13 protein-coding genes are annotated in these 12807 nt (G+C 33.3%); 7 read left to right on the plus strand and 6 right to left on the minus strand.

Going from position 1 to position 12807, the window contains the following annotated elements:
* Positions 1–4: 4 nt before the first annotated feature.
* Both E0F98_RS13315 and E0F98_RS13320 read right to left on the minus strand, forming a co-directional pair.
* Positions 5–385 (minus strand): GxxExxY protein, encoded by a 381-nt coding sequence (locus E0F98_RS13315; protein ID WP_132112280.1) that lies wholly within the window; start codon positions 383–385, stop codon positions 5–7.
* 91 nt (positions 386–476) lie between these two features.
* The gene (locus E0F98_RS13320; RefSeq protein ID WP_132112282.1) at positions 477–1046 is read right to left on the minus strand and encodes an L-threonylcarbamoyladenylate synthase; all 570 of its coding nucleotides are present in this window, start codon (positions 1044–1046) and stop codon (positions 477–479) included.
* 58 nt (positions 1047–1104) lie between these two features.
* Here E0F98_RS13320 and E0F98_RS13325 point away from each other — a divergent pair, with 58 nt between their 5' ends.
* Positions 1105–2211, plus strand: a complete 1107-nt coding sequence (locus E0F98_RS13325; RefSeq protein WP_132112284.1) for a glycosyltransferase family 4 protein — start codon at positions 1105–1107, stop codon at positions 2209–2211.
* A 91-nt stretch (positions 2212–2302) separates the two neighbouring features.
* The gene (locus E0F98_RS13330; RefSeq protein WP_243699246.1) at positions 2303–3073 is read left to right on the plus strand and encodes a lipopolysaccharide kinase InaA family protein; all 771 of its coding nucleotides are present in this window, start codon (positions 2303–2305) and stop codon (positions 3071–3073) included.
* Here E0F98_RS13330 and E0F98_RS13335 read toward each other — a convergent pair.
* The 3 genes from E0F98_RS13335 to E0F98_RS13345 all read right to left on the minus strand — a co-directional run bounded on the left by E0F98_RS13335 (position 3070) and on the right by E0F98_RS13345 (position 5802).
* Entirely contained in the window at positions 3070–3858 is a 789-nt protein-coding gene (locus tag E0F98_RS13335) for a glycosyltransferase family 2 protein (protein WP_132112286.1), read from the minus strand. The two genes, E0F98_RS13330 and E0F98_RS13335, sit on opposite strands and share 4 nt — an antisense overlap.
* Position 3859: 1 nt before the next feature.
* Complete coding sequence (locus E0F98_RS13340; protein ID WP_132112288.1) at positions 3860–4921, minus strand: glycosyltransferase family 9 protein; 1062 nt, start codon at positions 4919–4921, stop codon at positions 3860–3862.
* Positions 4922–4986: 65 nt separating this feature from the next.
* Positions 4987–5802 carry a 2,3,4,5-tetrahydropyridine-2,6-dicarboxylate N-succinyltransferase gene (locus tag E0F98_RS13345; RefSeq protein ID WP_132112290.1) on the minus strand — a complete coding sequence of 272 codons (816 nt, stop codon included), beginning with the start codon at positions 5800–5802 and terminating at the stop codon, positions 4987–4989.
* Between the two features lie 229 nt (positions 5803–6031).
* Here E0F98_RS13345 and ruvX point away from each other — a divergent pair, with 229 nt between their 5' ends.
* Both ruvX and E0F98_RS13355 read left to right on the plus strand, forming a co-directional pair.
* Complete coding sequence (gene ruvX, locus E0F98_RS13350; RefSeq protein WP_132112292.1) at positions 6032–6448, plus strand: Holliday junction resolvase RuvX; 417 nt, start codon at positions 6032–6034, stop codon at positions 6446–6448.
* 120 nt (positions 6449–6568) lie between these two features.
* Positions 6569–8065, plus strand: a complete 1497-nt coding sequence (locus tag E0F98_RS13355) for a malate:quinone oxidoreductase (RefSeq protein WP_132112294.1) — start codon at positions 6569–6571, stop codon at positions 8063–8065.
* A gap of 26 nt (positions 8066–8091) precedes the next feature.
* On the opposite strand, the gene E0F98_RS13360 is transcribed toward E0F98_RS13355, so the two are convergent.
* Positions 8092–10320 (minus strand): FUSC family protein, encoded by a 2229-nt coding sequence (locus E0F98_RS13360; RefSeq protein ID WP_132112296.1) that lies wholly within the window; start codon positions 10318–10320, stop codon positions 8092–8094.
* A gap of 200 nt (positions 10321–10520) precedes the next feature.
* Between E0F98_RS13360 and def the strand changes: the two genes are divergently transcribed.
* From def to mazG, 3 genes are all read left to right on the plus strand, one after another.
* Positions 10521–11108 carry a peptide deformylase gene (gene def / locus E0F98_RS13365; protein WP_132112298.1) on the plus strand — a complete coding sequence of 196 codons (588 nt, stop codon included), beginning with the start codon at positions 10521–10523 and terminating at the stop codon, positions 11106–11108.
* A gap of 88 nt (positions 11109–11196) precedes the next feature.
* Positions 11197–11676 (plus strand): DUF5606 family protein, encoded by a 480-nt coding sequence (locus E0F98_RS13370; RefSeq protein ID WP_243699247.1) that lies wholly within the window; start codon positions 11197–11199, stop codon positions 11674–11676.
* 110 nt (positions 11677–11786) lie between these two features.
* Positions 11787–12575 carry a nucleoside triphosphate pyrophosphohydrolase gene (gene mazG, locus E0F98_RS13375; protein ID WP_132112300.1) on the plus strand — a complete coding sequence of 263 codons (789 nt, stop codon included), beginning with the start codon at positions 11787–11789 and terminating at the stop codon, positions 12573–12575.
* Positions 12576–12807: the final 232 nt, after the last annotated feature.

Genomic DNA, 12807 nt, shown 5'->3' on the forward strand with positions numbered 1-12807 from the left:
TTTTTTATTTTGTTCTTATAATTCGTTTATGCTCCACTGAAGTTTTATTGAAGTTTGCTAATATTGCTAATTTATTATCAGAAACTTTTAAGTAGTTTAAGCATTGAGAAATATGACTGTCGTGAAATGATTCACTTGATTTCACTTCCAGAATAATTTTATCAAAAACGATAAAATCTGCGTAAAATTTATGTTTTAGTAATGTGTTTTTAAAGTTTACTGAATATTCTTTCTCTCGTTCAAAAGAAATGCCTAGATTTTCAAATTCAAATTCAATTGCATCTTTATATACTATTTCTGAGAAACCTTTTCCTAATTGTTTATGAACTTCAAATAGGACGTCTATAATTTTATAGCTTTCTTCTTCATATAAATATTCATTCATAGGTTCTCTTTTTCAATATATTAAAGATTTTACTATTAATTTTATTTAAAATCCGTGAATCTGCGTCTATTTTTTATAACGTAATTATTCTCTATTTGCGTATTACTTTAACTTGACTGTCGTTCGTTAGTTTTATAATTGCAGACGGTTTTCCTCCAATTTTATCGCGCTGCAAATTTACAACATAGTCCACACCTTTTATAATCTCGGGACTAATTTCTTTAAAACTTTTTGGAGTGAGTTGCCCTGAAATGTTAGCCGAGGTAGAAACCAATGGTTTTTTCATTTTTTCCATTAATTTGAAACAGAATGGCTCTTTTACAATTCTAATTCCTAAGGTTTTATCTTGAGCGATTAAATTTGGCGCCACGTTTCTTGGATTATCGAGAATAATGGTGGTCGGATTTTCAGATAAATCCATGATTTGCCATGCCACTTCAGGAATTTCCTTAAAGACATTGTACATCATTCGTTCACCATTCATCAAAACGATCATGCTCTGGGTTTCTACTCTTTTTTTGAGTTTGAAGATTTTAGCAACCGCTTCTGGGTTTGTGGCGTCACACCCAATTCCCCATACGGTATCAGTAGGATAGAGAATGATACCGCCATCCTTGATTATTTCGTATGCTTTATGTACTTCTTCGTTAAGATTTTCCATCTTTTATAATTAAAATAAGAGTGACAAGTTTATATTTGCAAAGAAACGAATAATTATTATGAAAATTTTACATATTTCTGGTGCCAAAGGTTGGGGAGGAAATGAGCAACAAATGATTTACTGTATTCCTGAACTTGAGAAACTAGGTTGTGAAAATGTTGTTTTTGGAGTAAGAAATTCAGTATTAGAAAAGGAATGTTTGTTAAAAAATATCACTTTTATTCCTACTAAGGGTAGTAAATTAAAAAATTATAAAAACTTCAGCTATTTACAATCCATCGTAAATGAATTTAACCCCAATATTATACATCTACATACTAGTAATTCCTTGACTTTTTATGTTTTATCAGATTTATGGTATAATTTTAAAATAAAATGTGTTTTTTCTAAGAAGGCAATGAGTGCTAGCAGTAGTTTTTTAAGCAAGTATAAATATAATTATTCTGGAATAAATTCGATTTTATGTGTTTCCAAAACGGTAAAAGATAATTTTAGTAATGTGCTTTCAAAACGAAATAAACAAAAGGCTGTTGTTATTCATGATTGTGTTTCAATGGGTATTTTAAATGTTAAATCGGAAGTAAATTTAAGAGAGCGGTATTCAATAGCGACAGATAAGAAGCTTATTGGGAATATTGCTAATCATACAGATGCAAAAGATTTAATTACATTTATTGACGTAGTTGATTATTTGGTAAATTCCTTGAATAAGAAAGATGTCGTTTTTTTTCAAATAGGAGAATTTACTAAGTTAACTGCTAAGTTTGAGAGTATAGTTAAGGAGAGAAAACTCGAAGATTATATTATTTTCACAGCTAAGATTGTAAATGCTTTTAGTTTGAACTCTCAATTTGATGTATTTTTAATGACGTCACAAAGAGAAGGAGGCCCAACTTCAGTATTGGAAGCGATGTTAATAGGAGTTCCAGTTGTTTCCACATATGTAGGGGTTGTTCCAGATGTGATTGAAAATGGAGTTAATGGATATTCTTCAAAAGTTAAAGATTTTAGTGACCTTGCAACTAAAATCAAAATGCTTTTGGAGAGTGAAAATTTAGAAAAAGAATTTGTTACAAGAAGTAGAGATATCATCCAAAAAAGATTTACAGCATCTATTATAGCAGAAGAAACAGTAAGACATTACGAAAAACTATTTTCTGTTTAAATGTTGTTTCGTTGCGTTTCTAATTTAAGTACTGTTGTGAGATAAAGTGAATATAGACAAGAATTAATATAATTTCGTTAATAATATAGTAATGACAATAAAACTAATGTTTTCTAAGACGGTTCAAAACTCTAAAGAAATCCTTCGCTTTATTAAAGAATTCAATTCTGATTTAGGAACTGTTTTTGGAAATGGAGATAGAAACGTAATTAAATTGTTTGACTTAAATGGGCAAACAGTAAATATTAAATCCTTCAAGATTCCGAATATCGTTAATAAAATCGCTTATAAGTATTTCAGGAAATCTAAAGCCAAACGTTCTTTTGAATATGCAACTCTTTTATTGGAAAGAGGGATAGGAACTCCGCAACCACTGGCGTATTTTGAAAACTTCAACAACTTAGGATTGCGTGAAAGTTATTATGTTAGCGAACATTTAGATGCTAATCTTACTTTTAGAGAATTAGTAGAAATTCCAGATTATCCAGATAATGAGGACATTTTAAGACATTTTACGAAGTTTACTTTCGATTTACACGAAAAAGGAATTGAGTTTTTAGATCATTCTCCAGGAAATACATTAATTAAGAAAGAGCAAAATGACAGCTATAGTTTTTATCTAGTGGATTTAAACCGCATGAATTTTCATGAAACTATGGATTTTGACATGAGAATGAAAAACTTTAGTAGGCTTACGCCAAAGAAAGAAATGATTGCTATAATGAGCAATGAGTATGCTAAATATTATGCAGAAAGTGAAAGTGTAGTATTTGAAAAAATGTGGCAGTTTACCATTCAGTTTCAAGACGAATTTGCGAGAAAGCGCAGGCTGAAAGAGAAATTAAAATTTTGGAAATCCTAGTTTTTTATTCGAATAGCTTTTATTTCCTGAAAACGAATATAAACACTATAGGCATTCAAGTAGCAAATAATAATTCCATTTCGACCATCTAGGATTCCCATTCTGATTATGTATTGGTAGAAGAATTGATATAGCGGTCTTAAATAAAAATGATATAAAGTAGGTTTTGTTCCTTTGTTTAACTCTTCAATCGCTTTTAATTTGCCGTAAACATTCATCTTTTGTCGGTACTCGTAGTAATTTCGATAGGAATAATGAATGAGTTTATGTTTTAGTTCTCCAGTTTTTCCTGGAACAGTTAATTTTTCATGAACAATCTTGTTTAAGTCATACTGAGCATTCTCTTTCTTGAAAAGCCTTATTATTTTATCTGTTTGCCATCCGCTAAAACGCAACTTACTATTTTTGAACATAAAAGTTCGGTAGCAATAATAGGCTGGTAAAGCTTCTTTGTTATGAATGGTTGTAATAATTTCCTCTTTTAGTTCGGGTGTTAGTCTTTCATCGGCATCTAGAAATAGAATCCAAGGATGCGTAGCTAAACCTATTGCAAAATTTCTTTGGGCAGGATAACTTTCAAATCTGTTTTTTACAACTGTAACATTCTTGTTAGCTGCCGCAATTGCTACAGTTTTATCTGTACTGAATGAATCGACGACAATTATCTCATCGGCAAAATCCAAGGCGTTTAAAACATTTTTTATATTGTGCTCTTCATTATGAGTGATGATTAGTGCACTCAAAAATATTTTATTAGGGGGCATTCCTTCACTGTTAATTGTCATTTTATAGATTCTTTAATAGGAAAGACTTTAGTTTATCTTTAAATAAGTTGGGCTCAAATTCTTTATATAAGGCAGGTGTATGCTGTTTAAGTTCCTTTTCAGTTTTTTGAGCTAATAATTCTGGTTTGTAATCATTTAAATGTACAGACATGTGCTGAATTCCATCTTCTAATGTAGCCCAGATTTTCTTTTCAATCCAAGGGGAAAAGATAATGAAAGAAGGTTTTCCTAATGCTTTAGCCATGTTAATTGCGCCACCATCATTCCCTACAATTATATCACATTGATTCAAAACACCAATGAAGGCTCTCAAATCACTGCCTAACAAATCAAAGTATATTTTTTCTTGTGTCGATGATTTACAACTGTTAAAAACAGTTTTCGCATCGTTAATTTGCTTTGGAAAATAATTGAAAAGAATATTGACATCATGATTGTCTGCAATTGCATCAACAATATGAGTCATGTAGCTTAAAGGATAGGTCTTTAGATTCTCACTACCCAACAGGCTAATCATTACTGTCTTGCGATCTTTTTTAAGTGCGTGTTTTTGAAAAAGAGTGAGAGTGTGCTGGTTTTCTTCGGGCGTAACAAATAATTTTGGTAACGGATCAATCTTTACAGATAAATGAAGTGGTTCTAGAAGTGATAATCTTCGTTCGATCGCTAATCCTAAATTAGTTTTAGGGAATTCCTCAAAGGGAACATTATCAGTGTATAAAAAAGTACGTCCTTTCTTTTTGTATGATATTTTTCTTTTAGCTCCGCTCAATAATACGATTAACCAACTTTCCAGTTTTGAATAGGCATCAATCAACAAATCATATTTATTGGCTCTGATTTCAAGAGCTAATTTTAGAAGTTCTTTTTTGCTTTTTCGATGCTTTTCTTCAAAGCGAATAATCGTATCAATATTTGGATTTCCTTCTAAAACAGCTGTTGTAGATTCGTACACCAAATAGTCAATTTGAGCATTAGGGTAGGCGAGTCTAAGGCTGTTGCAGATAATACTGCTTACCAATACGTCCCCGATCATTTTTTGCTGTATAACTAGTATTTTCATAAGATAAAAAAACCTCCCTTTTTGAGGGAGGAATATACAATATAATATTTTATAACAAAATAAATTTAAACCGCTACATCATATTCGCGTAAAGCGTTATTCAATGATGTTTTTAGATCAGTTGAAGCTTTTCGTTTACCAATGATTAATGCACAAGGAACTTGAAATTCACCTGCAGCGAATTTTTTAGTATAACTACCTGGAATTACTACTGAACGAGCAGGAACATATCCTTTCATTTCTACCGGTTCGTCACCAGTTACATCAATGATTTTTGTAGAGGCAGTCAAACATACGTTGGCGCCAAGAACAGCTTCTTTCCCAACATGCACCCCTTCAACTACGATGCAACGAGAACCTATAAAGGCACCGTCTTCAATAATTACCGGAGCAGCTTGCAAAGGCTCAAGAACACCTCCAATACCAACACCACCACTTAAGTGTACGTTTTTGCCTATTTGAGCGCAACTTCCTACTGTTGCCCAGGTGTCTACCATAGTTCCTTCGTCGACATATGCACCAATATTTACATAACTTGGCATCATGATTACACCGCTAGAAATATAAGCGCCATAACGCGCAGATGCTCCTGGAACAACACGAACTCCTTTGGCAGCGTAGTCTTTTTTCAACTCCATTTTATCATGGTATTCAAAAATTCCTGCTTCCCATGTTTCCATTTTTTGAATAGGAAAGTACATAACAACTGCTTTCTTAACCCATTCATTTACTTGCCATGCATCTCCTTTTGGTTCCGCAACTCGCAGTTTACCTGAATCTAATAATTCTATAACCTCTCTAATGGCTTTAGTCGTCGTTTCTTCTTGTAACAAAGCTCTGTTTTCCCAAGCTTGTTCTATAATAGTTTGTAATGGATTCATGTGTGATAATTTTTACGCAAATATAAGTTTTAAATGCAATAACAAAAAGTTATATTGTTTTGAAAATGTTACAGATTTAACTGATTCTGTTGGATGTATTTTATTTAATTTATCGTAAAGAAACTATTGGTAACTTAATTTTAGTGTAAATATTGTTATGAAATTTAATTTTCCAAAGCTGCTAAGAATAGGGAAATTAAAATGGTTATCTTTGCAAAAAAACAAATAAATGCCTCGAATTCTCTCTATTGATTACGGACAAAAGCGCACTGGTATTGCGGTGACAGATGAAATGCAAATCATTGCATCTGGACTAACAACCATTCCAAGTGCGATCGCCATTGCGTTTTTAAAGGATTATTTCTCTAAGGAGAAAGTCGAGGCTGTGCTTATTGGTGAACCCAAACAAATGAATGGGCAACCTTCAGAAAGCGCTTCTATAATTAAGGGTTTTGTTACCCATTTCACCAATCATTTTCCAGATATGAAAGTGATTCGGGTGGATGAACGTTTTACTTCAAAAATGGCTTTTCAATCCATGATCGATAGCGGCTTGAGCAAAAAACAGCGGCAGAATAAAGCGTTAATTGATGAGATTTCGGCTACAATTATGTTGCAAGATTATTTGAACCGAAAAATATTTTAGTGGTCAACTTCAACGGAGTAGATAAGACTAAAACGTTTTCGCAATTTCTCAGGTTTCTCTAATAATTTATGGTTTTTTTTGCAATTATAAAAAGTACCTTTGCACTTTAAAATTTATGCTATGCCTGATACAACAATTCGTTCAAATACTGAAGTAGTACTTATTGGTGCTGGAATTATGAGTGCAACTCTTGGATTAATTCTGAAAGAACTTCAACCAGATATAAAAATTGAAATTTTCGAAAGGTTAGATAAAGCAGCTGCCGAAAGTTCTGACGCATGGAATAATGCAGGGACTGGACATTCTGCTTTTTGTGAGCTCAATTATACACCCGAAAAAAAGGATGGAAGTATTGATCCAAAGAAAGCAATCAGTATTGCTGAATCATTTGAAGTATCACGCCAGTTTTGGGCATATTTAGTAGAGCAAAAAAAGATTTTTTCTCCCGAAAATTTTATAAAAAGTGTGCCGCACTTAAGTTTTGTTTGGGGCGATAAAAACGTAGAATACTTAAAGAAAAGATTTGAAGCCTTACAAAAAAATCAACTTTTTAAGGAAATGGTCTTTAGTACTGATTTTTCTCAATTGAAAGAATGGATGCCATTAGTGATGGAAGGTAGAGATTCATCAGAGAAAGTGGCCGCAACCTCAATGGCTTTGGGTACCGACGTTAATTTTGGGGAACTTACACGCAGTATATTTAATTATTTAGATGGACTTGAAGGTGTTACAATGCACTTCAATCACGAGGTTCAAAAATTAAAACAAAGAGAGGATAAAACTTGGAGAATAAAAATTACTGATTTGGCTACAGGCCAAAAAAGGAAATCCTACACTAAGTTTGTATTTATAGGCGCTGGCGGTGGATCATTACCGTTATTAGAAAAAGCAGATGTTCCCGAAGGAAAAGGTTTTGGCGGTTTTCCTGTTAGTGGTCAATGGCTAAAATGTATAAATCCTGAAGTTATTGCAAAGCACCAAGCAAAAGTATATGGTAAAGCTAGTGTGGGAGCACCACCTATGTCGGTTCCACATGTCGATTCACGAATGATTAATGGCGAGAAACAGCTGCTGTTTGGACCGTTTGCCGGTTTTTCAACTCGCTTTTTAAAGAATGGATCTTATTCAGATTTACCTTTATCTATACAAAGAGACAATATCTTACCAATGATTTCGGCAGGAATTAAAAACATACCCCTTACTAAATATTTGATACAGCAAGTGCGTCAATCCCCAGAAGATAGAATAGAAGCGCTACGAGAATATGTACCAACTGCAGTTGCTGAGGATTGGGTGATCGAAAGAGCTGGTCAACGCGTTCAGGTCATTAAGAAAGACGAAAAAGAAGGGGGAATACTTGAATTTGGTACTGAGGTAATCACTACCGCTGATGGATCGTTATCTGTTTTACTTGGGGCTTCGCCTGGAGCATCTACTGCAGTTTCTATTATGATAGACTTAGTGGGAAGATGTTTTAAAGAAGAATTAGCTTCAACAAATTGGCAAGAAAAATTAAAAATAATGATCCCATCTTATGGTCAATCCTTAAACGATAATCCGGTCTTATCTAACGAAATAAGAAAAAATACTGCAGCAGTTTTAAAACTGAATAACTAAAATTATAAAAAATGAACTTCGATACTTTATTGAAGTTCATTTTCTGTTTTAATCAAGCTCCGAGTAGTCTTAACGATATTCTCGGATAGATTTGTCAACCATATTAGCTGTTCGATTACCAGTTGTGCTTCCTGCATCTTTAATTGAAAAGCATCTTCATCATTATCATTTTCTTCTTTTAATTCTTTAGTACGAATTTTATTTAATTCAATAAAGCGTTTGCTTAAATCGTCCTTAACCGTATCTAATTTTGGAGTTAATTTTTCTTCTTTTAAAAGCGTTATGGCATCTTCTAGATTTTCAATTACTTTATCCACTACCACATTAAAAGCTTCAGAAGCCGCAGTTGTTTTATGCGATTGAATGTAGGTGCCCAGAGAAGCTGCAGACGATAACAGAGAATGATTCAGGACCGTGAGGTCATAGACTTTCGTTAATTTAGTTTGCTTCGACTTGGGTTCTTGAAGCATTCTTTGGAACGAAGCCATTAGATTACCTACTTCGATAAAAGCATGTTTTCGCGCCAAGCGGTAGGGAGTAGAAACCTCGCCTTTTGTGTTGTAAAATAGAGAAATTTGTTTCAAGTAATTTTTATTTGCTTCAATCGAGTTTTCTAAGTAGACTGGTATTTTTACAAATTCCCAGGAAGGCCATAAAAAGTAATTGGCTAGAAAAGCCACAACAGCTCCCACCAAAGTGTCTAATATGCGATATTGAATTACATCTTGGATATTTGGAGTTAAAATTCCGTAAAGAAAAATCACATAAACGGTTACGAAAGTGGCTCCTACTTTATAATTAGTTGGAGTAAATGAAAAACCAAGAAGCATGGCAATAATTGCTAGTGTACCGATGATGGTTGAGTCATGAACTAAAAAAAGGATTCCAAAAGCTATAAATCCCCCGGCGATAGTTCCAATTATCCTTTGAAAAGTTCGCTCTTTTGTCAAGCCATATCCTTGTCTCATGATAACGATAATAGTAAGGACAATCCAATAAGTATTTTGAAAAGGAAGGATGTTTCCAATAAGAAAACCAATGAGAATGGTAATCGTTAGACGTAGGGAATGACGGAAAACAGTAGAGGAGAAACTTAAATTTTCGATTAACGTACTAATCGGATAGTACTGTGGAGTTATAAATTTTTCTAAATCTTTATCTCTTCCTTTTAAGTCTTGCAAATTGACAATGCCTGTAAAGGCGCGTTCTAAGGTTTTTATTTTCTCTACCTGTTTTTCAGCATAGAGCAACATATTCGATAACATTAGAACACCTTCAGAAGCAGCGGATTTTCCCAAATCACTTTCATAATTTTCGATGGCTAGTTCGAGATCATTCAAATCAACAATTAGATTGTGTTGCGATACGTATTTTTCGCCGTACTCGATACTTTTAGATAAATCATTCAGACTTTTTGCAAGATTGTTAGCTAGTTTTTGGTAGGTTTTTAGAACTCTGGGATGATTGTTAAATTTCTGATGTAACTTATTATAGTCGAAAGAAGTAGCAATCGCTAGTTCCATGATTTCGACTAGCGAAATAAATACGAGGAGCATTTTTCGATTTTGATTGGAAGAACCAGAATTGGTTCGGTTATCGATCAGAATTTGTCTTATATTTTCATGTATGGCATTGAGTTCAACTTGTAAATGCAGCTGTTTTTCTGTTATTGCTTTTCGATCTGAATTAACTTCCCACAAATCCCCTCTTAATTTTAAATATTTAGAAGTTAATTTGATGCATTCGACAATTTGTAGCTCACCATAGCGATGGGGTTTTATATGAAAGAAAATTATAGAAACCAGGAGATAAAATAAGCCACCCAAAAGGATTAGTCCAGCATATTCAATTCTGTCCCATCCAGTTTGTAGGTGCGCGAAAGCTAATGGGATTGTTATAATTGCCGAAAAAGAAACCATTGTCCCTCTTTGTCCATACACTGAAATCATCGATAGAAAAAATAATAATACAGCTAAAAAAGGATAAAATATCCAAGAATATGGGTGGAGTAGGTTTATTAATAAATTGACACTGGAAACGATAAAAGCGGTAACAAGAATCCCTATAATTTTATGTTTGAGATTACTAGGAATGTCGCTAGGATATACGAGTATCGTACCTAGAGCGATAGCAAAGCCAATGGTAAAATTGCCTAAATGAGAAAACAGTAAAACAGGGATAACTGCGGCGATAGTTATCTTTAAAGCATTTGTAAAATGAGTGCTATCTGCAAATCTCTTGATTTTTGGGATCATATATCGAGTGTTACCTACAAATATAAGAATTGTACGATTTATCCATAGCACAAATGGCTTCGATTTCACTGTAAATTAGAAATAAATGCTAAATGTCCTTTAGGAATTATTCATTGTCTAAATTTTTACTATTTTTGCCAACCGTATTTGAAGGAGTGAAAATCCTGAATTTAGGGCTGATAATACTTAAAATAACAATAATGATTTTACCAATTGTAGGATATGGCCATCCTGTTTTAAGAAAAGTAGGAGAGAATCTTTCACAGGAACATCCTGACTTGAAAGAAACGATTGCTAATATGTATGATACAATGTATAATGCATGTGGCGTAGGTCTTGCTGCACCACAAGTTGGTCAAGCGCTTCGTTTGTTTGTTGTAGATACGACTCCTTTTAGTGAAGATGAAGATTTAGAATCATCAGAACAAAATGAACTAAAAGGGTTCAAAAGAACTTTTATCAACGCAAAAATGTTGAAAGAAGAAGGTGAAGAATGGTGTTTTAATGAAGGATGCTTGAGTATTCCTGATGTTCGCGAGGATGTGTACAGAAACGAAAGAATAACTATCGAATACTGTGAAGAGGATTTTGTTATGAAAACTGAAGTTTTTGACGGTTTAATTGCGAGAGTTATTCAGCACGAATACGATCATATCGAAGGAATATTGTTTACAGATAAAATTTCGTCCCTTAAAAAACGTTTGATTCAAAAGAAACTAAAGAATATTACCGAAGGTAAGACATTCCAAGATTATAGAATGAGATTTGTTGCCAAAAAAGGAAGGTAATAAATTTAAACATGCGACATTTGGGCATGGATTTTGGACTTAAAAAAAAAGATATACAAATCGAATTCTTAATAATAATTTAAATAATATGAATTTAGAAAAAATACTAGCCATTTCTGGGAAACCAGGTTTATATGTGCTTAAGGTACAAACTCGTACTGGTTTTGTTGCAGAATCATTAGCAGATGGAAAGAAAATTACGGTAAATTTAAAAAGCAATGTAAGTTTATTATCTGAAATTTCAGTGTACACTTATGAAGGAGAAAAACCATTAGCTGAAATAATGGCGAAAATCGCTGCCAAAGAAAGTAATGGACCAGCAATTTCACATAAAGAAGACAATGCTACATTAGCTGCGTATTTTAAAGAGATTTTAGCTGACTATGATGAAGAAAGAGTATATCCATCAGATATTAAAAAAATTATAAACTGGTATAACATGCTTGAAGCTAAAGGATTGGTAGTTGATGAAACTCCAGTTGCAGCAGCTACTGATGAAACTCCAGTTGTTGCTGAAGTAGATGGAGATGCAGAGAAACCAAAAAAAGAAAAAAAAGTTAAAGAATAATACATTCTTATTTTTTTATAAAAAATCCTGTCTTCGATAATTTAGAAGACAGGATTTCTTATTTTTACACGCCTGTGGACAAGAAAGCCGCCGACTAAGAACTAAATGTTATGATTGCAAGAGAAAACCAACTTAAAGCCTTTGATAGATTATTAACTATTATGGAGGAGCTGCGCGAGAAATGCCCTTGGGATAAAAAACAAACTCTGCAAAGCTTACGTCATCTTACTATCGAAGAAACCTATGAATTAGGCGATGCTATTCTGGATAATGATCTTAATGAAGTAAAAAAGGAACTTGGAGATTTATTGTTGCATATTGTTTTTTATGCTAAAATAGGAAGCGAAACAAATGATTTTAATATAGCTGATGTATGCAATGAAATTTGCGATAAATTAATTCATCGTCATCCGCATATTTACTCGGATACTGTTGTGGCCGACGAAGAAGAAGTTAAGCAGAATTGGGAAAAACTAAAACTCAAAGAAGGAAAAAAGTCAGTGCTGGAAGGTGTTCCTAAAAGTTTACCCGCCTTGGTGAAAGCGAGTAGAATACAGGATAAAGTAAAAGGAGTAGGCTTTGACTGGGAACAGTCGCATCAAGTTTGGGATAAAGTGCAGGAGGAATTACAGGAACTGCAAGTAGAAGTAGAATCTGGAAATCAAGATAATATTGAAGCAGAGTTTGGTGACGTTCTATTTTCGATGATTAATTATGCTCGTTTCCTAAATGTAAATCCTGAAGATGCTTTGGAACGAACCAATAAAAAATTCATCAAGCGTTTTCAATATTTAGAAAGTAAAGCTGGAGAATTAGGAAAACCCCTAATGGACATGACTTTGGCTGAAATGGATGTTTTTTGGGAAGAAGCGAAGCTTCTAGCCAAAAAACAGGAATAGGAAAATTTTAATTTTCAAATATTCCAATTTTGGGAAGAAGCGAAGCTTCTAGCCAAAAAACAGGAATAGGAAAATTTTAATTTTCAAATATTCCAATTTTGGGAAGAAGCGAAGCTTCTAGCCAAAAAACAGGAATAGGAAAATTTTAATTTTCAAATATTCCAATTTTGGGAAGAAGCGAAGCTTCTAGCCAAAAAACAGGAATAGGAAAATTTTAATTTTCAAATATTCC

The organism is Flavobacterium hiemivividum, assembly GCF_004349145.1.
In the GTDB taxonomy this organism is placed as follows: Bacteria; Bacteroidota; Bacteroidia; order Flavobacteriales; family Flavobacteriaceae; genus Flavobacterium; species Flavobacterium hiemivividum.